Below are 25,669 nucleotides of genomic sequence, written 5' to 3' on the forward strand. Positions count from 1 at the left end.
GAAAAATGGCATTGAAAAAGATTCTGCATATTATTCCAACAACAGATTTTGGTGGGATTACGACAATGATTGTAGATATTTGGACGAATACAAATAAATCATTGTACCACTTTGATTTCGTGTCTTTTAATAAGGGGCAATACCATGAAATGATAACCCAACAAGGCTCTAAGATATTTTACGAAAAATACATTACAGAGCAAGGTCCGCTCGCTTATATGAGGAATATTTATCGCATCCTAAAGCAACATCAGTATGACGCAGTTCACGACCACACAGGTTATCGAGCCGTATTTACATTACTGGCGGCACGATTAGCAGGCGTTCCATGCCGCGTATTACACAGTCATACGAATGTTGCAGAAGAGTGGAATAATAAAGTGATCTTAACTTTGTTAAAAAAACTCAGTGTTTTTAATGCAACAAAGTTAATAGCCTGTAGTAGAAAAGCGGGAGAGTTTTGCTTTGATAAGAAACCTTTTGAAGTAATCGCAAATCCAATTGAACTTCAAAAAATAGAATGTCTATCGCTAGAAGAGAAAAGACGTATGAAAGAAGAATTAGCGATACAAGATGGTGATTTAGTGTTAGGACATATTGGACGGTTTGTCCCCGTAAAAAATCATTCATTTTTAATTGAACTTGCTGCAAAATTAAAGCAACAAGGTATCCCGATAAAATTATTCCTAGTAGGTGACGGGCCTTTAGAACAAGACATCCAGCTTCTTGTCCAACAAAAAAACGTAGAGGAGTGTGTTCGATTTTTAGGGCAACGTACAGATATTCTCAAGCTTCTTCAACTCTTTGATAAGTTTCTTTTACCATCGCAATACGAAGGCTTTGGGATTGTCCTTTTAGAGGCACAAGTTTGTGGTACACCCGCTATTGTTTCTTCCACTTTACCAAGAGAAGTAGATCTAAATATTGGTTTATTGCATTATTTAGATCTGAATGGGGAGATGGATAGCTGGATTCAAGCCATTGTGACAAAAAATGTGAAAGTGGATCCTCAAATGATTTGTGACAGTATCAAATGGAAAGGTCTTGATGTAGAAACGATTACAAACAAATTATGTGCCGTCTACATATAAAGAAAATAAGTCGAAGGATGAGACTATTCAAAAGAAAATTAAAATTACTCATATCATCACCACCATCGGTCTTGGTGGAGCGGAAGCCATGCTTTATCGCCTCTTACAACACATGGATCGGGATGATTACGAGGTAGAGGTCATCTGTTTAACAGAGATGGGATCGTATGGGGAGCTTATAGAACAGCAATTAAACATCAAGGTATCGATATGCGATATGCGTAGCAATCGTGTAAGTGCATTATTGCATTGTTATCGATTATGTCGAGACAGCGATATTATTCAAACATGGATGTATCATGCTAATTTACTAGGGTATATTTTAGCAATCTTGCTAAAAAAGAAATTAATTTGGGGTATTCACCATAGTAATCTTAGTAAAAAGGATAATAAACGTAGGACAATTTTTATTGCCAAGCTCTGTGCAAGATTGTCTAAACGTGTAGATGCCATTATTTCGTGTGGACCTAAGGTGAAGGAAATTCATGAAGCAATTGGCTATAGTAGTAAAAAGCATCGTGTTATTGCAAATGGTATTAATACAGATCTATATAAACCAAGCATGAAAAGGCAATATTTTGTAGAGCGATTTGATATCATCAATCAACCGATTTTATTGCATGTGGGTAGATGGGACCCATTAAAGGATTATGCAAATTTGATGGCAAGTTTAAATCATCTAAGACAGCAACGACAAGATTTTTATCTATTTTTAGTCGGCTATGAAATCGATCACTCGAATCGAGAATTACTGCAAATGATTAAGGATGCCCATTTAGAGCAGGTGACATTCTTATTAGGCAGTAGAGAGGATATGCCGCAGTTAATGGCAGCAGCAGATGTATTCGTTTTATCCTCAGTAGGAGAGGGACTACCGAATGTATTAGTGGAGGCTCTGGCTAGTGGTACATGTTGTGTCACAACAAATGTTGGGGATTGTGCCTATTTGGTCGGGAATAGTGGCGAGGTTGTAGCTGCTAAAGATGCAGAGGCTTTAGCAAGTGGGATTAATACGGCTTTAAATTACAGTTCACAGCAATATGCACAAAAAGCGAGTCTTGGTCGTGAACATATTTTAGCAAACTTTCAAATTCAACAGGTCGTTGCGCAATACCAATCATTATATCCAGCGATTTTAAATGAAAGTCCATCCTAATTAATAGAAAGGTGTGCTCATGAAAGAAATAAAGATTGGAGCCATTCTTTCTTATATAACGATCGGCTGTACAATGCTCTCTTCGCTCATTTTCACACCAATTATAATATCACTCCTTGGTCAGAAAGAATTTGGTTTATATTCCTTAATGATAGTACTTGTAGGCTATCTCTCCATTTTAGATTTGGGGTTAGGCAATGCAATTGTACGCTATATTGCTAGAAATCGGGCAACAGCGGATAAGGTATTAGAAGCATCATTAAATGGATTTTTTCTGAAGTTATTTATTGGCATCGGCTGTCTTACTTTATTGATAGGATTTTTCTTATTTTCCCATGTGGATATTATTTTTGGGCAAAGCTTATCGGAGGAACAATTAGAAAAGGCTAGGCTAATGGGCTTTATCATGACGATTAGTTTAGCGATGCAATTCCCGTTAGGTGTCTTTACTTCCATCTTACAAGCATATGAAAAATTTATTTTTATTAAATTAACAACATTATTACAGGTGATTGTGCAGCCTTTGACAATGTTGTTTTTTTTGTTACAGGGAACAGATGCGGTGACACTCATCTATATTATCGCGATATATAACATACTTTTTTTAGTATTAGATGCCGTTTATTGCATGAAGGTGCTGTCCATCCAATTTACATTTACTTTCAAAAATACAGCACTTATAAAGGAAATCTTCATCTATTCATTTTTTATTTTTATCACGGTTATTGTTGATAAAATTTATTGGCAAACCGATCAAGTATTATTAGGTATTTTAAAGGGAACCGAGGATGTTGCTATTTATGCAGTAGCGATTCAAATTGTGCTGATTTTTATGTCACTAGCTTTAGCGATTAGCGGATTATTTTTACCTCGTATTTCCATGCTTGTGACAAAAGAAGATGGATTAGTAGAAATTAATCAGCTATTTATTAAAGTGGGAGCCATTCAATTTTTAGTAGTGGGTTATATACTAGGTGGTTTTTTCCTTTTTGGTCGTGAATTTCTATTGTTGTGGCTCGGGCAAGATTTCATTGCCATTTATGCAATTGTACTCATTATTATGTTGCCATTTAGTATTGATCTCATACAAAATTTAGGTCTTAATGTGCTGAAGGCAAAAAATATGTTTAAATTTAGAACTATTTTATTAATCAGTGTTGCCGTCGCAAATATTGTCGTATCCATTCCAGCTATCTATTTTTATGGCAAGGTCGGCACGGCAATTATTACAGCTTGTTCTTTATTTATCGGAAACGTCGTCATTATGAATATTTATTACCATAAGAAAATCGGCTTGGATATCTTTGGGTTTTGGCGAACTATTGGTAGGCTAGTTCTCGCTTTTGTCATCGCTATTTGCTGTAGTCGACTGTTATGGGAACTAACAAACTTTCATGTTACTTGGCTTTCTATTAGTTTATCTATTTTTTATTATACGCTATTGGCAGCTGCCAGTCTTTTCTGTATTGGCTTGAGGAAAGAACAGAGAACAAAGTGGATAGAGCTTTGCCGTAAAGGAGGCAAAAAGTTTTGGCGTTCAAAGTCTTAGTAAGTGTTATTGTGCCCGTTTACAATGCTGAGCAATATTTGGAGAAATGTCTCGCAAGTATTTGTCATCAAACATTAAAGGATATTGAAATTATTGCTATCAATGATGGCAGTCAAGATCGATCATTATCCATCTTGCAAAAATTTGCCCAACTCGATCAACGCATAACCGTTTTTAATCGCGAAAATGGTGGTGTCAGTCAAGCAAGAAATGTAGGAATAGAACATGCTAAAGGTCAATATGTCACCTTTGTAGATGCAGATGATTGGCTAGAGCTAACAATGCTTGAGGAACTGTATCAAGCATGCAGGCTGACTGGTTCCCATATTGCGAAATGCGATTTATTTTGGCAAGAAGCGGAAGGCAGTAGACAATTACATTATCCAGCCAACACTTACCGTATTTACAATGCCATAGAGTGTTTACACAAATTATTTACTGAAATAGGAGAACAACATTTTGGTTTTGCCAGCTGCAAATTGTATGAAAAATCCTTTTTAGATTTGCATAAGCTAAGGTTTGATGAGGGGATGAACTTCGCAGAAGATACAGTTTTTCTAACAAGAGCTGTCCTCAAAAATCAATCTATCTGTTATGTACCAAGACAGCTTTATTATTATAATGTAACCAATCAATGCTCCTTAACAAGAAAAGCGATGGTTCATTTACGGCATAATTATGATGTATTGTATAAAAAGCTCTTAAAAGAATTACAGTGTGGAGAGGTTTATGGTGAAGTGAAAAATAGCTTTCTGAATTACCAATTCGAAGGGTTGTTGGTTATTCTTCATCAAAGTGCTACTAAAAAAAATATGAAGTATGAGCTTCAATCCTTTTTAAAGGCTTATCCAGACATACTAAAGGTTAAGTTAATAAATCGCAATATGAAACAGCTTGTTTTTTTAAAGCTCATCAAAATGAATTGGCTTACCTTATCCTCGACACTGATTTACATGAATGTGAAAAAGCCCAAAGTGATTTCACGCTGTTAGATTGTATTTTTTATTTTGCGTAATCCTTCGCCTAGCGGTACAATTAGGGATGGTATTCAAGGTGCGAAGTAAAGTCTCTAGCACAATCATAGAGGCGTAATGGAAAGAAAGAGTGGTTAAAAAATGAAGGTTTTATTTATTGGTGATATTGTTGGTTCAATTGGTCGAGATGCGGTGGAAAAATATTTACCTCGCTTAAAAAAGAAGTATAATCCAGATGTTGTTATTGCAAATGGGGAAAATGCTGCGGCAGGCCGAGGGATTACTCGTAATATTTATAACAGCCTATTACAAATGGGTGTAGATGTCATTACAATGGGCAATCATACGTGGGACAATAAAGATATTTTTGATTTTATTGATGACGCAGATTATTTAATCCGTCCGGCAAACTTTTCAAGTGAAGCACCTGGTAAAGGTATGGTCCAAATTTCTAAAAATGGTGTGACATTATCTGTCATTAATTTACATGGTCGTGTATTTTTACCTCCACATGAGGATCCGTTTACAATGGCAGATCAATTGATTGAAGAAGCTCGACAAATATCTCCACTTGTCTTCGTGGATTTTCATGCGGAAGCGACTAGTGAAAAAATTGCTCTTGGTTGGCATCTAGATGGGAAAGCTTCAGCGGTTGTTGGGACACATACACATGTGCAAACAGCAGATGCACGAATTTACCCAAAAGGTACAGCTTATATTACGGATGTTGGTATGACGGGTCCGTATGATGAAATTTTAGGTATGACAAAGGAAAGTGTCATCTATAAATTCCAAACAAATATGCCATCTCGTTTTGAAGTACCGAAAAACGGACGAGAGGTTTTAAGTGGTTTCTTTGTAGAGATGGATGATCGAACAGGAAAAGCCATTGCCTGTGAACGCATTTATATAAATGAAGATTATCCATTTCAAGGATAGATAAGTCGAAGAATGTTTTTTTACGTTTCTTTTACGAGGATATAGGTTTCTTTGTCAAATTAGTCTATTTCCGTTTTACGGAGCATAAAATGTGCTACGGACAATAACTTGAGGTCCAAAAAGGGGGACATGAGTTGTTGAGCGTAAACACTATTCGCGAAACGGGGAGGAATAATTGTGGATTCATTAAAAGTATCATCACGCTCTAATCCAAATTCAGTTGCAGGTGCATTAGTCGCGGTAATCAGAGAAAAAGGGCAGGCAGAAATGCAAGCAGTTGGGGCGGGGGCACTTAACCAAGCCGTGAAAGCAGTGGCCATTGCACGCGGATTTGTAGCGCCAAGTGGCACAGATTTAATTTGCGCACCGGCGTTTGCCGATATTTTAATTGCTGGCGAAGAACGTACAGCCTTGAAGCTGCTAGTGGAAAAACGTACTCGATAAAAAAGTAATGAAGTAAAATGCTCTGTCACATAATAATGTGGCGGGCATTTTTTTCGTTTTCCTGTTTTACATATGATAGATGTCACTTGAAATAGGTGCGTGATTTTGCTTGGATTTGAAAATTACAACTTTATGAACAGGATTTTCAGTCAAAGGTCTGATTTTCACCTAAATCGTGGAGAAACAATAGTCCAGACGGTTTCTTCGTGTTAAACTTATGAAGGAAAAATAATAGTACACATTGGATTTAAGGAGTTGTTGACATGTTACATCAGCTTTCATGGAAAGTCGGTGGGCAACAAGGTGAAGGGATTGAGAGTACTGGTGAGATTTTCTCAATGGCAATGAATCGTCTAGGCTATTTCCTATACGGTTATCGTCACTTCTCTTCTCGAATTAAAGGTGGCCATACGAATAATAAAATTACAGTTCGTCCAACAGAAGTACGTGCAATTGCGGATGATTTAGATATTTTAGTGGCATTCGATCAAGAAACAATCGATGTCAATTATAAAGAGCTTACAGAAAAAGGTATTATTTTAGCTGATGCAAAATTTGATCCTGTTAAACCAGAGGATTCCAAAGCGCCATTATTTGCAGTACCGTTCACAGAAGTAGCAGCTGAGCTTGGTACTTCGTTGATGAAAAACATGGTGGCTATTGGCGCAACAGCATCATTGCTAAACCTAGAGGATGCAGTATTCCAAAATGTTGTCGATGATATTTTTGGTAAAAAGGGCGAAGAAGTCGTTCAAAAAAATATGGAAGCTATTACACGTGGTCGCCAAATCATGAATGAGCTTTTAGTTGATCGTATAGGCGAATGGGAGCTTGCACCTGCAGATGGCAAACGTCGTATGTTTATGATTGGGAACGATGCAGTAGCGCTTGGCGCATTAGCAGCTGGGACACGCTTTATGGCAGCATACCCAATTACGCCGGCTTCAGAAATTATGGAATACTTGATTAAAAAATTACCGAAATTTGGTGGTACGGTAATTCAAACGGAAGATGAGATTGCAGCAGCAACAATGGCAATTGGAGCTAACTTTGGTGGTGTACGTTCCTTTACCGCATCAGCGGGTCCTGGTCTTTCATTGATGATGGAAGCAATCGGTCTTTCAGGTATGACAGAGCAACCATTAGTAGTAGTGGATACACAACGTGGGGGCCCTTCAACAGGATTACCAACAAAGCAAGAACAATCTGACTTGATGGCTATGCTTTACGGAACACATGGAGAAATCCCTAAAGTAGTCATTGCACCTTCGACGATGGAGGAAGCTTTCTTTGATACAATCCAAGCATTTAATATTGCAGAGGAACTACAATTACCAGTCATCTTAATGACAGATTTACAATTATCTCTAGGAAAACAATCTGTTGAGCCATTTGATTATAATAAAATTGAAATTCGTCGCGGTAAAATTGTGATTGATGATCTTGAAGAAGCGGCAGATAAAGCCTACTTCAAACGCTATGAAGATACAGAGGATGGTATTTCACCTCGTGTATTACCAGGTACACTACATGGTATTCACCACGTTACAGGGGTTGAACATGATGAAACAGGGAAGCCATCTGAGGCAACGGGTAATCGTCAAACACAAATGGATAAACGCTTCCGTAAATTAGAGAGTTTGAAATTTGATAACCCAGTCTTTGTCAATGCACCACATGAGGAAGCCGAGATTTTATTAGTAGGCTTTAACTCAACAAGAGGCGCTATTGAAGAAGTACAAGAACGACTGAATGCGCAAGGAATGAAAGTGAATCATGCACACATTCGTTTAATTCACCCATTCCCAACTGCAGAAATGACATCTCTAGTTGCACAAGCGAAAAAAGTGATCGTTGTAGAGAATAACTATACAGGTCAATTAGCTAATATTATGAAGATGAATGTTGGTGGTCACGATAAAATCGCGACAATCACTAAATATAATGGTACACCATTCTTGCCAGGTGAATTAGAAAATCGTGTGAAGGAGTTGACTCGCTAATGGCAACATTTAAGGATTTTCGTAATACAGTGAAACCAAACTGGTGCCCAGGTTGTGGAGACTTCTCTGTACAAGCAGCTATTCAACGTGCTGCTGCAAATGTCGGTATTGAACCAAATGAACTTGCGGTCATTTCAGGCATTGGTTGTTCTGGTCGTATTTCAGGTTATATCAATTCTTATGGCTTCCATGGCATTCATGGTCGTGCACTTCCAATTGCACAGGGCTTAAAAATGGCTAATCGTGATTTACATGTCATCGCTTCTGGTGGTGATGGTGATGGATTTGCAATTGGTATGGGGCATACAATTCATGCAATCCGCCGTAATATTGATATTACTTATATTGTTATGGATAACCAAATCTATGGTTTAACAAAAGGTCAAACATCACCACGTTCTGCTGCTGGATTTATTACAAAATCTACACCAGGTGGAGCGATTGAACCGTCATTAAAACCATTAGAAGTAGCATTAACAAGTGGTGCAACATTTGTGGCACAAGGCTTCTCTACAGATATTAAAGAGTTAACAGCTTTAATTGAAGCTGGTATTAACCATAAAGGCTTCTCATTTATCAATGTCTTTTCACCTTGTGTAACGTATAACAAAGTGAACACATATGATTGGTTTAAAGAGAACCTAACAAAGCTAGCGGATGTCGAAGGCTATGATCACTCAGATCGTGGTATGGCGATGCGTACAGTGATGGAGCACGAGGGCTTAGTAACAGGCATTATTTATCATGATACAGAAACAACGTCGTATCAAGAAAAAGTACCTGGCTACTCAGAGCTACCATTAACAGATATCGATATCAAAATGAGCGAAAATGATTTCAATGATTTAGTAAAAGAATTTATGTAAAAATGATAGAATCGAAGCATTTGGAATGATGACATTCCAAATGCTTTTTTTATGCTTTAGTAAGGAATCGCGAGTAAATATACTGCTTTCGCGAGTATTTAGTGATCAATCGTGGGTAAACGCATAGCTACCGCGAGTATTTAGTAATCAATCGCGGGTAAATACATAGCTTCCACGAGTAATTGATAAGGTTAGGATTACAGGTTTATCTCGAGCGTAGATCAAAGTCATTGCTCTAATGAGTCCTTCATGTTACCCTAATAGTAAATTTAGTCCTTTTTATTGGAGGTAAGGTTTTACAACTAACTATCCTTATAAAGGACTTTTTCTATAGAAAAAAATGTTTTATGTGTACTTAAATGGAGGAGTTTTTTTATGGCAGAAAGAGGTAGACCTAAAGGCGCAAGTGGAGAAGAAAGTCGCGCATTATTACTTGAAATTGCAGCGAAAGAGTTTGCGCAGCATGGATATCATGAAACGAAGGTGAGTACTATAGTAAAAAGTGCATCATTAAGTCAGCCTACTTTTTATCTGTATTTTAAAAATAAAGAGGCCATTTTTGAAGAATTAGAAAATCTTTTTCGCTTACGAATGATGGATTTAGCTAAAAAAAGCCGCTTACAGCCTGCATTGGAGCAAGGGACAGTAAGAGCGCGTATTATCTATAATGTTAAGGAATTATTAGCATTTTTTGCCAAAAACCCTAATTTAACACGGATTGGCTTTTATTTATCAACAAAGGCTGATGAAATAAAGGTACAAATTGTCAAGCAAATTAAAGAGAATCTGGATTATGAAGTAGATGCTGGCTACTTTCGCAAAGATATAGATACACATATAGTGGCAGAGTGCTTAATAGGCATTATTGAGCGATTAACATTTGTTCAACTACTGCCAAAGCTAAAAAAGCCAGAAGAGATAGCCCGTGATATTGTGAATTTATTGATAGATGGTATGTTACCTAAAGCGAATGCTGATAAATAATTATGCTATTGAGCAAAGAAAGTAATCATTATACTTTTTCAATTGAATATTACCCGTGAGTAATATTCAATTGAATTGGAAGTAAGTAACGATTATGCAATGCTTGTGACTCTATTTACAGCAGGGAGATGCATATCAGATGGGAAAATCGCTATCAATAGATGGTCTAATGGATAGAGGAAATTAGGTGTTAAATCATGCTATTATCTAAGAGTGAGAAAATACTGATTTTTCTATTTTTCTTGTTGTATATTACTTTGAAGTAATATAAAATCAAAAATAAGTAGTGATTATCATTAGCTTATCTGATGGTTGTTCACTCAACAAAGTAAAAGAAAGAGAGGTGAAAAGTAATGATGTTTCCACCATTAAATTTACCAAAAGGCGGCGATAAAGTACCCTTTGGTAAATAATTATTACCCCAAGGTCTGACTTTTTAGTCAGGCCTCATCTTTTGAAATTTAACCAGGGAAGGCTGTTTAACATGCTTGAACCAATATATGAATTAGAAAATGTAACTTTCTACTATAAAAAAGGTAAATTTAAAGCAAATAATGGCATTTCACTGACCATAAATAAAGGAGAAATTATTGGCTTATTAGGGCCGAATGGAGCAGGAAAAACCACATTGATTAAGCAGATGATTGGACAGTTAGCACCAACAGAGGGATCAGTGAAGTTTCATAACCAAGAAGTATCCAAGAATACGAAGTATGTATTGAGACAGACTGCCTATTATTCACAAGAGACTTTTGCTTTATCATTTTTAAAAACATGGGAAGCCATTTATTTTACGGGTAGGTTAAAGGGGCTTTCAAAAAAAGAGTCGAAACAACAGACTGATGACATTTTGCTGAAGTTAGGCATGGAAGCTTATCGAGATAAGCTATTATCAAAGCTTTCGGGTGGCCAAAGAAGACTCATTAGTTTAGGAACTACTTTGATTGGTCAGGCATCCGTCATGATTTTGGATGAACCTACAAACGAGCTAGATCCATTAAAACGGAAATTAGTATGGGACATCATTCGTGAGCTTAACCAAAAGGGTACAACAATTATTTTAGTCACTCACAATATATTGGAAGCTGAAAAAGTTGTCCATCGTGTGGCTGTTATAGATAACGGAAAGCTTTTAGCCATTGACCATGTCGAAAAGCTGAAGAGAAGGGTAGACCAAAGAATGCGTTTAGAAATTTATGCGCAGGAAACCTCTATTCAAAATATCCAAGACAGACTAAAAGCTTTTGGGCAAGCTGAATTAGTAGAGGATACAAAACTCACCCTGCTAATTGAGAAAAACTCGGTCCGTACTATTATTGAGATAATACAGGATGAGACATTGAACATCAGTCAGTACTCTCTGTTACCTCCAAGTCTTGAAGATGTCTATTCACTACTTCAAGAGCAACAAAGGAGTGAATAGCTTATGAATTCCTTTATTCAATTCTTTGTTGAATTATTTATTCTATTTCGTATACAAATAGCCATTGTAAGGCATCAATTATTATGGATCATTGCAATGTCTTCCATTTTTCCAATGGTTACTTTAGTGTTTCTTGAATTTTTACTGGGTGAATCAAGTTCAGAACAATTGGCACGATTAATTATTGGTAATATGATTTTTAGTATTCTGTTAATGGGAATGAATATTTTAGGGCAGGATATATCGTATCAAAAATTCGGAGGTTATTTTACATATTATTCATCCCTTCCCATCCGTAAAGTTAATTTTATTTTATCTTTGTTGTTTTATGGTATTTTAACTTCCTTACCCTCTTTTATTATTGTATTTACTTTCGGTCAGCAAATTTATGGGGTGAATCTTCATTTCGAGTGGCTTTTAATACCAGTAGCATTATTGGCGATTTTTAGTGTAGTGGGCATTGGTGTATTAATGGGGTTTTTATCTCCAAATCCACAATTTACAAATATTGTAGCCCAATTTTTACTGATGTTTGTCACTTTCTTAACACCAGTTATGATTGAGATGAAAGATCTTCCTATTATTCTTCAGTGGATTTCCTATGTGCTACCCACAACGTATGTAGCGAATGTATTACACGGTATGCTAACTGTTGGATGGTCCAATTCTACATTAATAGATGTTTTGATTCTACTTATTTTTTCATGCTTTTCTTATCTATTAATCAGTAAAAAAATACATTGGCGTGTTCATTAAAATATTAAAAATTGGGAGTTTAACATAGAATGAAAACTTTTGAAACTAAAATAGAACAGTACGCGGAGTTGGTCATTAAAGTAGGAATAAATATTCAACAAGGACAGACTTTAGTGATTTCTGCCTCAATAGCTGCTGCCGATTTTGTTAGAAGGGTTTGTCGACATGCCTATCTCAATGGTGCACATTATGTTTATATAAGGTGGATTGATGAAGAGCTTGCTCGAATTGAATATGAATATATGACAGAGCAAGGCTTAGCCTATACACCTGATTGGCTTGTGAAAGGGTATGAAGAAATGGCGAGTAGTGGTGCCGCTTTTCTTTATATAATTTCACCCCACTTGCAAAATATGGAGGGAGTAGACCCTGTTAAGGTAGAAAAAGCAGAGTATGCTTCTGCACTTGCTTTTCGCTCGTTTACCGAAAAATTGATTAGAATGCAAGTTAGTTGGACTGTTATTGTTTATCCGACGGAGCAATGGGCAGGGTCTATTTTCCCCGATTTAGAGCCCAAAAATGCTCTGGAAAAGTTATGGGAAAAGTTTTTTGAAATACTAAGATTAGAAGAAGAAAATCCACTAAAAGCCTGGAGGCAACATATCCAAACATTAAATAAAAGGGCAGCTTTATTGAACGATAAGTATTTCCGTTATTTACATTTCATTAGCGAAGACACAAATTTAAAAATTGAGCTACCGCAAAATCATCGTTGGGTTAATGGCTTAGAAACGAATGACAAGGGAAGCTCATTTATTTGTAATATGCCGACTGAAGAAATTTATACGACACCACTCAAAAAAGGAGTAAATGGAATAGTCAAAAATACAAAGCCATTAGTTTATGAAGGGCAGATCATTGATCAATTTACACTTACATTTAAAGATGGTGAAATTATTGATTTCTTTGCAGAAAAAGGGATGGATGCATTACAAAATATTCTTCAAAAAGACGAGGGTGCTAGATATATAGGTGAGGTTGCATTGGTTCCTCATGATTCTGCAATCTCCAGAAGCAATCTACTATTCTATCATAATTTATTCGACGAGAATGCATCCTGTCATTTAGCTATTGGGCAAGCCTATACATCAGGCTTGAAGGAAGAAGATCGTGTGAATCTAGAAAACATAAATAATAGTATGATCCATATTGATTTTATGTTAGGTTCACAAAAATTACAGGTCAATGGTATACGTGAAGACGGTACTGTCGAAGCCATTTTAGTGAATGGTAAGTGGGCCCACTAAATAAGGGGGAAAAGGAATGGAAATAGTGCAATGTAAGACTGACAAGGATTATGAAAAATTCGCGGTTTTCTTTTTGCAAAATAGAAATATATTTGATGATATGTATCCAATTTTAGATACACTAGGTAGTTTATATGTCATGATAGAAGAGACAAATCTGCTTCTCTTTCAAAATCCACAACAGGAAGTAATCGCGGCGGCGAGCTATACATTGGGTATACGAGAAGATCAATTTAAAAATAAAAATATCGTTTTTATTGATTGTGCGCTATTAAAAAAAGATTATCAAAATAGTCGATCCTTTGTTAAGGGTTTTCTACAAATGCTTAATCATATTTTAGAAGAACATCCAGAAGTGAAGGAAGTCCAGTTTTATGCTTATCGCCATCATGGCTATATTCATCGTCTTTATAAAAAGTTTGCCACGGTTATTGATGAAAAAGAGGGCTATTTTGGTATGCAAGATGTTTTCTCTGTGGAATTTCATCAACTAACTACTTTTTTAGAGGAATTTACTAAAAAACAAACCATTTAAGTCAAGCTTATGAGGAAGCATCCAATAGAACGATTTTTTTACACAGTTTGAGGGCTTTATTCAGATGGAACATCGCCACTTCATACCCTTGTCATTGGTGAATAAAAATGCCTAAAGATCTTTCTATTATAGAAAAGAGTGGGGCTATTTCAGGCATTCTTCCTAAAAAAAATGCTACAATAAAAGAAAAAAAGAGGCGATGAACGTGAATAACGTCATTGATTTTATTGCAAAAAAAAAGGAACGTGAAGACCGAAAGCGTGCGCAGGATTTAGAACATTATGTAGCTACACAATGTAATTTTCAACAGCCTGAAAATATTGATGCTCTTGTAGAGGACAAACTGATTGAAGTCAAAGATCATACGTTATTTCTTGGCTTTCTATCCATTTTAAAGGATGAACAAATAGAGCCGTTAGATATTTTTCAAGATGTCTTTTCATTAGAACCTTCTCGTTTTGAGATGTCGTACAATATGAGATGGTGGTCAGTTGTGCAACTGGCATTTACATTTTTAACAATTCTCAAGGAAAATGAGCCGCATACATATGCTGATTTTTTAGGTCTCTCCAAATAACCTAGGTATGTGTACGTCTGTAAAGCAAACGTACACATACCTAGGTTTCTCCTTATCCTCCTCATACAACTTTACAATTCTACGTTACTTATTCATTATTTTCATAGAAATTTATAATTCCTCAATAATTTTTACTAAATATTTTTAACACCTCCATACTTGCTTAATGTTTGTTTTATACCATTACGGATGTAAGCAAATAAAAATAAAGCAAAACAAATGGAGGGTCCAACACATGGCAATTCAAAAACTGTGGAAAAAAGGTCTAATCGGTGCATTAGCCATTTCCATGTTGGCAGCTTGTTCTGACAGTTCATCTAGTGCAAATGAGGTAAACAAGGATTTATCGCTTGAAGAAATTACAGAAAAAGCAAAACAAGAGGGCACTGTTAATTCTGTTGGTATGCCAGATACATGGGCGAACTGGGTAGAAACTTGGGAGGAACTCGGGACCGAATATAGCATCAAACACAAGGATACGGACATGTCGAGTGCCGAGGAGTTAGCGAAGTTTGAAGCAGAGAAAGATGATGCTACAGCAGATATTGGAGATGTCGGAATTGCTTTTGGACCAATCGCTCAGGATAAGGGCTTAACATTACCATACAAAACGTCGTATTGGGATGAAATACCTGATTGGGCTAAAGACGAAGAAGGTCACTGGATTGTTGGCTATACAGGAACCATTTCTTTTTTGACAGATAAAAATAATGTGAAGAATGCCCCGACATCATGGGAAGATCTGAAAAATGGGGATTATACAGTCAGTATTGGGGATGCATTAACGGCTAACCAAGCACAGTTTGCTATTTTAGCAGCGGCAATGGCCTTTGGAGGGGATGAGTCGAACATCCAGCCAGGCATTGATTTCTTTGCCGAATTAGCGAAGCAAGGGCGTTTACAGGGAGATCCATCAGTAGCGAACCTAGAAAAAGGTGAAATAGATGTTGCAATCTTATGGGATTTTAATGCACTAGGCTATCGTCACCAAATCGATGAGGAGCGCTTCGATGTAGTGATACCAAAAGAAGGGTCTGTCACTTCTGGTTATGCAACGGTAATTAATAAATATGCCAAAAACCCACATGCTGCCATGCTAGCACGTGAATATATTCTTTCAGATGCTGGTCAAGAAAATTTAGCAAAAGGCTATGCGCGTCCGATTCGAGATAAAGTAGACCTTCCTCAGGAAGTAAAAGACTTATTATTACCAGCAGATATGTATACGAATGCACAGCCAGTAAAAGATCAAAAGAAATGGGAAGACACGACGAAGCAAATCCCTCAGCTTTATCAAGAGCAGGTGTTAATCCATGCAAAATAACAAAGTGGTTCTTATTGTCATCGATGCATTGCGTTTTGATACAGCCTGTACACATATGGGATTTTTGCACCATTTAGTCGAGCGTCAGGTGGCTGCTCGCTATAAGATTTGCGCAGAGGTACCATCATTATCCAGACCATTGTATGAGACGATTTTAACAGGTACACCCCCCATTGTGCATGGCGTTACTAGCAATATGACTGTGCGTTTATCGAATCAACAAAGTGTCTTTCATGTCGCAAAGGAGCATGGTTTGTCCACCGCAGCCTCCGCCTATTATTGGGTAAGTGAGCTTTATAATAGAGCGCCATTTAATCATATGGAAGACAGGCTACAACTCGATACACAATTACCAATTGACAACGGTATGTTCTATTTTGAGGATCATTATCCAGATAGTCATGTGTTTGCCGATGCAGCATGGTTAATGGATCAAAAGCAACCTGATTTCCTTTATATTCATCCAATGAATGTTGATGATGATGGTCACAAATTTACGGCGGATTCTGCTCAATATCGCAATCGTGTTTTAGCGATGGATGCCTTACTTTCATTATTTATTCCAAAGTGTATGGCACAAGGCTATGAGGTAATTGTGACAGCTGACCATGGTATGACAAGTGATGGCAATCATGGTGGAACAACGCATGAGGATCGTCATGTCCCACTGTTTGTCATATCAGATTCCGTAAAGGCTGGTATAAAGGAAGGCATTATTTCGCAATTACAAGTTGCGCCACTGTGCTGTCATTTATTAAATATGAAGCCTGCAGAAGATATGGTGCCACTTTTGCTAGAAGGTGTGTATACAGCAAAAGAGGTGTAACTAGGAGTAGTCGCTCCTTGTAGGCTGGAGCAACTACTATCCCTCTTGAGCCGCAAGTAATTATAGAAAGAAGTGGTTGTGTTGATATCGAAGCGGCAGTCCATTGCTTGGCTTTCGCCTTTTCTTGTTCTACTCTTATTATTTTTCCTAGTACCTTTACTGTATATGCTTATTACGAGCTTTCAAAATAGTGAGGGCTTTACACTGGCGCAATACAAGTCCATTTTTACGAACGATTATATTTTGCAAGGCTTTAAAAATAGCATAACATTGTCCGTTATCTCGGCTGTCATTGCATTGTTTGTCACATTGTTTGCTGTCTATGCCATGATGAAGTTTTCTGAGCCAGTACGGGAGAAAATTTTAATACTAACGAACTTAACATCCAATTTTTCAGGCATTCCGCTAGCATTTGCTTTTATTGTTTTACTTGGCAATAGTGGTTTATTTACATTGTTATTTGACAAATGGGATATTGATGTGTTGACGTCCTTTTCTCTTTATAGCTGGGGCGGTTTGTTACTTATTTATATTTATTTTCAACTACCATTATCGCTTATGCTGTTATATCCCATTTATGATGGGATACAGCAGCAATGGAAGGAGGCAGCAGCCCTTCTAGGGGCATCTAGCTGGCAGTTTTGGCTGAAAATTGGTTTACCGGTTATGCTTCCAGGGATTGTGGGAACCTTTAGTGTATTATTCGCCAATGCAATGGGGGCGTATGCCTCTGCTTATGCATTAACAAGCAGTAATTATAATTTAGTGGCGATTCGTATTGGCTCCTTAATAAAAGGTGATATATTTGCTCAGCCAGAGCTAGCCAGTGCCATTGCGGTCATATTAGCAGTGACAATGGTGACGGCCATGCTTATTAGTGAGTGGAGTATCTCTAAAACTAGGAGGAAAGTAAAATGAAAAAGCGTGGCTTGGCTGATTTTTTCTTCCTTCTGTTAGTGGGGTATTTACTATTACCAGTGTTGGCAACAATGCTCTATGCGTTTGCAACAAAATGGAATAAAACGATATTGCCAGAGGGACTCACATTCAAATGGCTTGCCACATTGTTTCAGGATACCGAATTTATTCAGGCATTTGGCCGTTCAGTACTTTTAGCAGGTGGTGCAGTTAGTATCGCACTCCTCGTTATTGTGCCAGCTATCTTTGTCATCGTCCTGTACTTTCCTAAATATGAGAAATGGATACAGATGGCAGTGGTGATGGTGTATTCTTTCCCAGGAATTATTTTAGCAGTAGGGCTTATACGCGTTTATAGCAAAATAGGTATACCGATGATATTCGTTGTTTTAGGCGCCTATGTTGTGGGAATTCTTCCTTATATCTATCAAGGTACACGAAATAGTTTAAGAAATATAGATGCGAGGCAGCTACTTGATGCGGCTCAATTGCTAGGTGCATCCAAAAGGCAAGCATTCACAAAAATCTTACTGCCTACCGTTTATCCAGGCTTATTTGCAGGTGCATTGTTATCCTTCTCTGTCTTATTTGGTGAATTTGTCTTGATTAATCTTGTTGTTGGCTCTCGCTTTGAAACAGTTCAAATTTATTTAATGAAAAAGCTTAGCACAAGTGGACATATTGCTAGTGCAGTTGTTTTCATCTATCTCGTGCTAATGGGTCTATTAACATTTGTCATTGCAATCGTAACGAAACGATCGAAAGGTGCTACAAATCTATGAGTTATCTTGTTATTGAAGGACTTCATAAAAAATATGGACAAGCAACTGTTTTAACCAATATTCATATGGAAATTCAAAAGGGTGAATTTATCACACTGTTAGGTCCTAGTGGCTGTGGAAAGAGTACCATTTTGCGCATTGTTGCTGGCTTAACAGATGCATCGGCAGGTAAAATTTTGATTGAAGGAAAAGATATGAGTGGCGTACAACCGAAGGATCGTCAAGTGGGCATGGTCTTTCAATCCTATGCACTTTTTCCTAATATGACTGTACTAGAAAATGTTGCTTTTGGTTTGCATATGCAAAAAGTCAGTAAGGCAGATATTGAACAGCGTGTTCAAGAAATGCTAGCACTTGTTCATTTAAGTGAGAAAGCCAATGCTTACCCGAAAGAATTATCTGGGGGACAACAGCAGCGTGTTGCTCTGGCACGTGCATTAATTGTTCGCCCTAAAGTACTGTTATTAGATGAACCGCTTAGTGCGCTTGATGCTCAAATTCGCAAGAAACTACAAGCCGATTTACGAGCAATTCAACGAAAATTAAATATGACAATGATTCTTGTTACACATGATCAGGAGGAGGCGATGGCTGTTTCGGATAGAATATTCGTCATGAATAATGGCCATATTGCCCAAAATGGTACACCAACAGAAATCTATACGAGACCGAATAATGAATTTATTGCTAATTTCATCGGTCATTATAATGTCTTTCCACGCAAGATTTTAGAAAAAATGCTTGGAAAATCTTTAGTAGAGCAATCCTCTAAATTTGCCATTCGACCTGAAGCATTGCATCTCGATCAAAGAGATGGAGATTTGTGTCTCTCTGGAATTGCCAAACAATCATTAATGAGTGGCAATATTATTCGTACTACGTTTGATGGGGAAATGGCGTTTACAATGGAACAACTGCATCAACAAGGCTATTCGATTGAAATGGGAAAAACCTATAAGTGTTATGTCGCACAAGAAGATGTGATTGCATTAGCATGACTTACGCAAAACTGGAAAGATTTGAATTTATTTTAAAACAATTAGATATAGAAGGAAAAATTATTGTTGCCAATATTGCCGATGCCCTTCAAGTAGCACCAGAAACAATTCGCCGAGATTTTGATGAATTAGAGCAACAGCATTTATTATCAAGAGTTCATGGTGGGGCTATTAAATACACAAACGTACGCAATGAACCGGTGTTTTTACGTAAGCTACAAATGCAAAAGGAGGCAAAGCGACAAATTGCTCGTATGGCAGCAAAACGCATTTGCGACGGCGATACTATTGCAGTAGATACAGGTACTACAACGGTACATATGGCCGATTTTTTATTAGCTGTTGATGATATAACAGTTGTCACGAATTCGATTGCAGCAGCTATTCAATTTAATTTAGCTATTGAAGAACGACGCATGACAGGCAAGGTCATATTACTAGGGGGCACTGCGAATCCAAAACAATCTTCAGTTGCAGGTGCTATGACGTTAGAAATGCTAGATAATATGAATTTTGATAAGGCCTTTTTATCGTGCGGTGGCATTAGTGAGGGCATTGTTTATGATTACGATTTGGATGAATCTCTTATTTCTAAGAAAATGCTCAAGCATAGTAAGGTGAGTTATTTATTAGCGGATGCAGCCAAAATTAATGGCAAATCATTTTTTCAAATCTGTCATCTTGATGAATGTACAGAAATTCTTTGCGAAAGCACTTGTCCATTAGAATGGCAAGCTTATGAGGAAAAATGGACGGTATGTAATGGAGGGAAGAGCTGATGACAATTGATTATCATGTACATTTAGAAGAGGGACCCTATTCATTTCGCTGGCTAGAGCGTACATCACAGGCACTGGCGTTTTTCCATCAGGAGGATGAGACGGAAAAAGGCTCTAAGCAACAAATGACCTGTCAAGTACAGCGGCTAGCACAACGTGTGAAAAATGGCTGTTATAGTGAGGAATGGTTGGATTTATATCTCGAACAGGCAAAACGGCTTGGCTTGCGTGAGGTAGGTATTGTTGATCATTTATATCGTTTTCAAGAAACACGGGCCTATTTTGAGCGCTTTATGAGGCTAGATGATAGCGAGATTGGACAAATACAGCGCTATTGGCTGGATCGTGTGATGACAGAAAATATAGATGCTTTTGTCACGACCATTCAGCAGGCAAAGGAAAAATGGCGTCAACATGGCATTACACTAAGGCTTGGTATAGAGGCAGATTATTTTGTTGGTGGGGAGGAGGAATTAACGGCTTTACTGGCTGGTTATCCTTGGGATTATGTGATTGGTTCAGTTCACTTTGTTGATGGTTGGGGCTTTGATAATCCGCAAACACAATATCTTTTTGAGCAAATGGATCAGCCCACTTTACAACAAAGTTATGAGCGATTTTTTGGAGTAGTTGAGCAAATGATTCTTTCTAATATGTTTGATTTTGTTGCCCATTTAGATAACTTTAAAGTATTTAATTATCAAGTGGAGGATCGTGCTTTTCTTGAAGTTTGGTATAAACGTATTGCACAGGCACTAACGTCTACTCAAACCGCCACTGAAATCAATGCCGGGCTGTATTATCGCTACCCTGTAAAGGAAATGTGTCCGGGTCCTCTTTTTTTACAAACCTTACTTGCCCATGGAGTTGCTTTTACCGTATCCTCTGATGCGCATTTCCCGGATGATTTAGGTAAATATACATTTGCCAATACTGAGCTACTAAAGGGTTATGGCGTTCAAGCCATTGTCGCTTTTGAGCAGCGAGTTAAAAAAATGATCACGTTATAGGTAGAGAAAAGGCACTAAAGTTTCATTGTAGTGCCTTTTATTTGTATTACATAAGTACAATTTAGCTCGCATACAAATGATTAAATTCATTTTTATAATGTGAGGCGAATCAAATTGACATCCATTAAAGAACAACCCTTTTTGCCAATTATTATTCAATCGGGTCAGCATGCCTATGGGGTAGCCCGCTCTTTTTATGAAGCCTATCGCATCAAAAGTCTTGTCATTGAGCCAGCTAAAAAAGGGAGAACGATGCGCTCACTCTTTTTGGGAGGCTCTCAGGGAATTGCCACGCAAAATAGCGGTATTCTGGATTTTCAATATGTGGAACATTTAGATGATCCTAGCCGTTTTGTACAAGCGCTAGTCGCATTGGCCATGCAGTGCCAACAAAAGAAATTGATTTTATTAGTTTGTGACTGCTATTATGCAGAGCTTATCATTAAAAATAAAGAGCTGCTTGAAAAGTACTTTATTTTACCTTATATTGATCAGGCTTTACTAAAAATGGTGCAAACAAAGGAAAAGTTTTACCAGCTTTGTGATAAATATCAGTTAAAATACCCCAAAACCATGATCATCACAAAGGAACATCATGCAAATAGTGAACTCCCGATCCAGTATCCCATTATTATTAAACCTTCCAATGCCGTGACCTATACGAATAGTTCCTTTCCTGAGAAGAAAAAAATATTTTTAGTGCATGATGCAGACGAGATGCAGCACATCATTCGCAGTATTTATCGTTCTAGTTATCAAGATGCCTTAATCGTTCAAGAATTTATTCCAGGCGATGATTCCTATATACGTGTACTAGATGTATATGTAGGAAGGGATCAAAAAGTAAAGTTGATGTGTGTAAGCAACAAGCTACTTGAAGATCCATCTCCGCAAAATAAAGGTATTTCTTTAGCTGTCATGACGGACTATGATGAACAGCTAATGGAATCAATCCGCCATTTTTTAGAGGAAATTGGCTATACAGGTTTTGCTAATTTTGATATGAAATATGACGCTAGAGATGGGGAATATAAGCTATTTGAAATGAATTTGCGAGCAGGGGCTTCAAGCTACTATGTGACAGCGAGTGGTCATAATTTAATGCAGTATGTGGTGGATGATTATTTATTCCAGGTTAATCATGAGCGAACATATGTCCAGACGAAGCATGTATGGTCACTACTTCCTCCAAAAACATTATTTAAATACATGAAGAATGAAAAATTAAAAATTGAAGCAAAGCAATTAATGAAAGAAGGGCAATACACGAATGCATTACTGTATAAAGAAGATATGAATATAAAGCGTTGGATGAAGTTGAAATTGTATGATTCGTATTTACATGTAAAGTACAGCAAGTATTTTAATGAAAGCAATGGTTAGCATATGCAAACTGAAGGATTGCGCTTCAAAACAGGAGGATACAAAGCCCTAACGGAAGGATAGAACATCAAAGCGGATGGATAATTACGCCTATCTTCATATAATTAAGTCGAAACCACGACATTTGAGGCGCAAACCTTGTAGGAAGTATCAACTATTCAGTATAATAATAAAATGGGAATTCAAGTGCATGGATTTCGTTTGAAAGGAGTTACCTGATTGCGATGAATGAGGAACAACGCTTAGCTAATCAACAAGTCAATCAACCAAAAAAAGAAGACAAGCCTGAAAAGGATTATAGTAAATATTTTGAGAAGGTCTTTACGGCTCCTTCCTTAAAAGATGCTAAAAAACGTGGGAAAGAAGATGTCAAGTATCATAAGGATTTTAGCATTGCAGAAGAGTTCGCAGGAATGGGCAAAGATCGCACCTTCTATATTCGTACTTATGGCTGCCAAATGAATGAGCATGACACAGAAGTAATGGCTGGGATTTTTATGCAGCTGGGCTACACACCAACAGAGGTGATTGAAGAGGCTGACGTTGTCTTGCTAAATACATGTGCTATTCGTGAAAATGCAGAAAACAAAGTATTTGGAGAACTTGGTTTCCTGCTGAAATATAAACGAAAAAACCCTGAGATGCTAATCGGGGTTTGTGGCTGTATGTCGCAAGAGGAATCTGTTGTTAATAAAATTTTAAGAAGCTACCCACATGTCGATATGGTATTTGGTACACATAATATTCACCGTTTGCCGAACATTTTAAAAGAAGCTTACATGTCGAAGGAAATGGTGATAGAGGTTTGGTCTAAAGAAGGCGATGTCATTGAAAATCTGCCGAAAAAACGTCTTGGTTCCATTAAGGCTTGGGTTAATATTATGTATGGGTGCGATAAATTCTGTACGTATTGTATCGTTCCGTATACACGAGGTAAAGAGCGTAGTCGCCGACCAGAGGAAATCATTGCTGAAATACGTGAGCTAGCGGCAGCGGGCTACAAAGAAATTATGTTGCTGGGACAAAATGTCAACGCTTACGGCAAAGATTTTGAGGATATTGATTATCGTCTTGGTGATTTAATGGATGAATTAAGAAAGATTGATATTCCACGGATACGTTTTACAACGAGTCATCCACGTGACTTTGATGATTATTTAATCGAAGTTCTTGCAAAACGTGGCAACTTAGTGGAGCATATCCATTTACCAGTACAATCTGGCTCGAATGATGTCTTAAAAATTATGGCGCGTAAATATACACGCGAGCATTTCCTAGGTTTAGTGGACAGAATTAAAGCTGCCATACCTGAAGTAACATTAACAACAGATATTATCGTTGGCTATCCGAATGAAACAGAGGAGCAATTTGAGGAAACATTGTCCTTATACCGTGAAGTCGGCTTTGAGGCAGCGTTTACGTATATTTATTCTCCACGTGAAGGAACACCAGCTGCAAAAATGATCGACAATGTACCTGAAGAGGTGAAAAAAGAGCGTCTTCAACGTTTAAATGAAGTAGTGGGTGAATACTCACGCAAAGCATTAGAGCGTTTAAATGGTGAGGTTGTCGAAGTATTAGTTGAAGGTACAAGTAAACGACGCGACGATGTGCTAGCAGGCTATACGCGGAAAAATCGTTTAGTTAACTTTAAAGCACCAGCAGAAGTAATTGGTCAATTAGTAAAAGTAAAAATAACAGAGACTACATCTTATTCACTTACTGGTGAATTTTTGGAAGTCGTAAAAAATGAAAAGGTGGAAGCGTAAATGACACAAGTCTTATATACAAAAGAAGATTTAATTAAAAAATCACATGAAATTGCACATATGATTGCAAATACGCCAGAGGTTGAATTTTTCAAAAAGGCAGAAGCACAGATTAATGAAAATCAACAAGTACGTGAACGTATTGCAAGCTTAAAAAGCTTACAAAAACAAGCGGTTAATTTCCAACACTTAGGGAAAGAAAAAGCATTAAAAATGATTGAAGATAAAATTGCTAAAATCGAAGAAGAAATTAATGCTATCCCAGTTGTGCAACAATTTAAAGAATCACAAGGCGATGTGAATGATTTATTGCAACTGGTATCGAATACCATCGCGAATAATGTTACAAATGAAATTATTCGCTCAACTGGTGGCGATGTTCTTCGTGGTGAAACGGGTTCATACGTAGAAAATACTCAGCCAGGTAGTTGCTCCTAATAAACCCTTGGAAATCAAAGCTCGAATGACAGCATTCGAGCTTTTTTCATGTCTTCTTCTATTGAAGCATTCCCACGCTATAGCAGACCTCTCACGGAAAAAGATCTGGACGATACTTTTCATTCTCTAAAAATATATGTTCACCCAATGGGCGCTACCTGCATATGATGGAGTGAAAAGAGTCGAAGGAGGAATTGCGCTGAAACGTTTACGACAAATCGTGACGAAAGCAGTAGTTGCCAAAGGGAAGAAGAGAACGGAAGAACGTGTGACATTATCACCAACAAATAAACCGACAAGTATTTTAGGATGCTGGGTAATCAATCACACTTGCTCTGCAAAAAGAGTCGGGAAATTTGTAGAAGTAACAGGGAAATTTGATGTCAATGTGTGGTATGCCTATAGTAATCATTCGAAAACAGCTGTGTTTTCTGAAACGATTCACTATAAAGACAAAGTGAAGCTTCACTATCGAGAAGGTGAAATTAGCGTTGGTGATGACGTTCGTGTACGTGTGATACAAGAGCCAAATTGTATTGAAGCGATTATCTCTCCATGTGGTACGAAGTTTGAAATTGTAGTGGAACGTGAAGTAGTTGTGGAAGTAATGGGTGAAACAACAATTTGTATTAGTGTCCATCCACTAGACTATGAAGAAGATTGGAGCCTTAATGATGAAAGTTCATCTTCATCCTCATCAAGCTCTAGTTCCAGCTCATCTTCAAGTCCTGAAGGAGAAGGTAGGTATGTGTTAGAGTCTTCATCGTTTCCTGATGAACGACCAAGATAAGTTTAAAAAACATCATTTTTTGATACATGCGAAATGCTAGCATCTTAAAAAAGGTGAATGAAGCGTTTCGCATGTATCTTTTGTTATAATAAAAATATCTATAAGGCA

Annotated in this window: 25 protein-coding genes; all 25 read left to right on the forward strand. The window is 37.4% G+C overall.

Annotation, left to right across the window (positions count from 1 at the left end):
• Positions 1–5 precede the first annotated feature (5 nt).
• The 25 genes from MHB65_RS05770 (at position 6) to cotE (ending at position 25,561) form a co-directional block, all read left to right on the forward strand.
• A complete protein-coding gene (locus MHB65_RS05770) occupies positions 6–1,091 on the forward strand; it encodes a glycosyltransferase (protein ID WP_342442729.1) in 1,086 nt (361 codons plus the stop codon).
• Positions 1,075–2,247 (forward strand): glycosyltransferase, encoded by a 1,173-nt coding sequence (locus tag MHB65_RS05775; RefSeq protein WP_342442730.1) that lies wholly within the window; start codon positions 1,075–1,077, stop codon positions 2,245–2,247. Before MHB65_RS05770 ends, MHB65_RS05775 begins: the two co-directional genes overlap by 17 nt.
• Positions 2,248–2,266: 19 nt before the next feature.
• Positions 2,267–3,796, forward strand: coding sequence for an oligosaccharide flippase family protein (locus MHB65_RS05780; protein ID WP_342442731.1), 1,530 nt, complete (start codon positions 2,267–2,269; stop codon positions 3,794–3,796).
• Positions 3,778–4,788: a glycosyltransferase family 2 protein gene (locus tag MHB65_RS05785; protein ID WP_342442732.1), complete on the forward strand. Its 1,011-nt coding sequence runs from the start codon at positions 3,778–3,780 to the stop codon at positions 4,786–4,788. The genes MHB65_RS05780 and MHB65_RS05785 overlap by 19 nt, the downstream gene beginning before the upstream one ends.
• A gap of 123 nt (positions 4,789–4,911) precedes the next feature.
• A complete protein-coding gene (locus MHB65_RS05790) occupies positions 4,912–5,709 on the forward strand; it encodes a TIGR00282 family metallophosphoesterase (RefSeq protein WP_205442035.1) in 798 nt (265 codons plus the stop codon).
• A 177-nt stretch (positions 5,710–5,886) separates the two neighbouring features.
• Positions 5,887–6,153, forward strand: coding sequence for a stage V sporulation protein S (locus MHB65_RS05795; RefSeq protein WP_053594284.1), 267 nt, complete (start codon positions 5,887–5,889; stop codon positions 6,151–6,153).
• Positions 6,154–6,416: 263 nt separating this feature from the next.
• Positions 6,417–8,156 carry a 2-oxoacid:acceptor oxidoreductase subunit alpha gene (locus tag MHB65_RS05800; protein WP_342442733.1) on the forward strand — a complete coding sequence of 580 codons (1,740 nt, stop codon included), beginning with the start codon at positions 6,417–6,419 and terminating at the stop codon, positions 8,154–8,156.
• A complete protein-coding gene (locus tag MHB65_RS05805; protein ID WP_004224896.1) occupies positions 8,156–9,022 on the forward strand; it encodes a 2-oxoacid:ferredoxin oxidoreductase subunit beta in 867 nt (288 codons plus the stop codon). The genes MHB65_RS05800 and MHB65_RS05805 overlap by 1 nt, the downstream gene beginning before the upstream one ends.
• 375 nt (positions 9,023–9,397) lie before the next feature.
• Positions 9,398–10,006, forward strand: coding sequence for a TetR/AcrR family transcriptional regulator (locus tag MHB65_RS05810; protein ID WP_342442734.1), 609 nt, complete (start codon positions 9,398–9,400; stop codon positions 10,004–10,006).
• Between the two features lie 484 nt (positions 10,007–10,490).
• A complete protein-coding gene (locus MHB65_RS05815; RefSeq protein WP_342442735.1) occupies positions 10,491–11,429 on the forward strand; it encodes an ABC transporter ATP-binding protein in 939 nt (312 codons plus the stop codon).
• Between the two features lie 3 nt (positions 11,430–11,432).
• On the forward strand, positions 11,433–12,185 hold the full coding sequence (locus MHB65_RS05820; protein WP_205442040.1) for an ABC transporter permease: 753 nt from the start codon (positions 11,433–11,435) through the stop codon (positions 12,183–12,185).
• A 29-nt stretch (positions 12,186–12,214) separates the two neighbouring features.
• Positions 12,215–13,432 carry an aminopeptidase gene (locus MHB65_RS05825; protein WP_342442736.1) on the forward strand — a complete coding sequence of 406 codons (1,218 nt, stop codon included), beginning with the start codon at positions 12,215–12,217 and terminating at the stop codon, positions 13,430–13,432.
• 16 nt (positions 13,433–13,448) lie between these two features.
• Positions 13,449–13,967, forward strand: a complete 519-nt coding sequence (locus MHB65_RS05830) for a hypothetical protein (protein ID WP_342442737.1) — start codon at positions 13,449–13,451, stop codon at positions 13,965–13,967.
• Positions 13,968–14,166: 199 nt separating this feature from the next.
• A complete protein-coding gene (locus MHB65_RS05835; RefSeq protein ID WP_342442738.1) occupies positions 14,167–14,544 on the forward strand; it encodes a 2-oxoglutarate ferredoxin oxidoreductase subunit beta in 378 nt (125 codons plus the stop codon).
• Between the two features lie 235 nt (positions 14,545–14,779).
• Positions 14,780–15,868 carry an extracellular solute-binding protein gene (locus MHB65_RS05840; protein WP_342442739.1) on the forward strand — a complete coding sequence of 363 codons (1,089 nt, stop codon included), beginning with the start codon at positions 14,780–14,782 and terminating at the stop codon, positions 15,866–15,868.
• Complete coding sequence (locus tag MHB65_RS05845) at positions 15,858–16,694, forward strand: alkaline phosphatase family protein (RefSeq protein WP_342442740.1); 837 nt, start codon at positions 15,858–15,860, stop codon at positions 16,692–16,694. Before MHB65_RS05840 ends, MHB65_RS05845 begins: the two co-directional genes overlap by 11 nt.
• Before the next feature lie 72 nt (positions 16,695–16,766).
• Entirely contained in the window at positions 16,767–17,612 is an 846-nt protein-coding gene (locus MHB65_RS05850) for an ABC transporter permease subunit (protein ID WP_342442741.1), read from the forward strand.
• The gene (locus MHB65_RS05855) at positions 17,609–18,394 is read left to right on the forward strand and encodes an ABC transporter permease subunit (RefSeq protein WP_342442742.1); all 786 of its coding nucleotides are present in this window, start codon (positions 17,609–17,611) and stop codon (positions 18,392–18,394) included. Before MHB65_RS05850 ends, MHB65_RS05855 begins: the two co-directional genes overlap by 4 nt.
• The gene (locus MHB65_RS05860) at positions 18,391–19,392 is read left to right on the forward strand and encodes an ABC transporter ATP-binding protein (protein ID WP_342442743.1); all 1,002 of its coding nucleotides are present in this window, start codon (positions 18,391–18,393) and stop codon (positions 19,390–19,392) included. Before MHB65_RS05855 ends, MHB65_RS05860 begins: the two co-directional genes overlap by 4 nt.
• Positions 19,389–20,171 (forward strand): DeoR/GlpR family DNA-binding transcription regulator, encoded by a 783-nt coding sequence (locus MHB65_RS05865; RefSeq protein WP_205442049.1) that lies wholly within the window; start codon positions 19,389–19,391, stop codon positions 20,169–20,171. Before MHB65_RS05860 ends, MHB65_RS05865 begins: the two co-directional genes overlap by 4 nt.
• Entirely contained in the window at positions 20,171–21,181 is a 1,011-nt protein-coding gene (locus tag MHB65_RS05870) for a histidinol phosphate phosphatase domain-containing protein (protein WP_342442744.1), read from the forward strand. The genes MHB65_RS05865 and MHB65_RS05870 overlap by 1 nt, the downstream gene beginning before the upstream one ends.
• Before the next feature lie 114 nt (positions 21,182–21,295).
• Entirely contained in the window at positions 21,296–22,564 is a 1,269-nt protein-coding gene (locus MHB65_RS05875; protein ID WP_342442745.1) for an ATP-grasp domain-containing protein, read from the forward strand.
• 224 nt (positions 22,565–22,788) lie between these two features.
• Entirely contained in the window at positions 22,789–24,333 is a 1,545-nt protein-coding gene (gene miaB / locus MHB65_RS05880) for a tRNA (N6-isopentenyl adenosine(37)-C2)-methylthiotransferase MiaB (RefSeq protein WP_342442746.1), read from the forward strand.
• On the forward strand, positions 24,334–24,771 hold the full coding sequence (locus tag MHB65_RS05885; RefSeq protein ID WP_004225842.1) for a RicAFT regulatory complex protein RicA family protein: 438 nt from the start codon (positions 24,334–24,336) through the stop codon (positions 24,769–24,771). It abuts the gene before it with no gap.
• A 136-nt stretch (positions 24,772–24,907) separates the two neighbouring features.
• Positions 24,908–25,561 carry an outer spore coat protein CotE gene (cotE, locus tag MHB65_RS05890; RefSeq protein ID WP_205442054.1) on the forward strand — a complete coding sequence of 218 codons (654 nt, stop codon included), beginning with the start codon at positions 24,908–24,910 and terminating at the stop codon, positions 25,559–25,561.
• The last annotated feature ends 108 nt before the right edge of the window (positions 25,562–25,669 follow it).

Source organism: Lysinibacillus sp. FSL K6-0075 (assembly GCF_038592945.1).
Taxonomy (GTDB): Bacteria; Bacillota; Bacilli; order Bacillales_A; family Planococcaceae; genus Lysinibacillus; species Lysinibacillus fusiformis_F.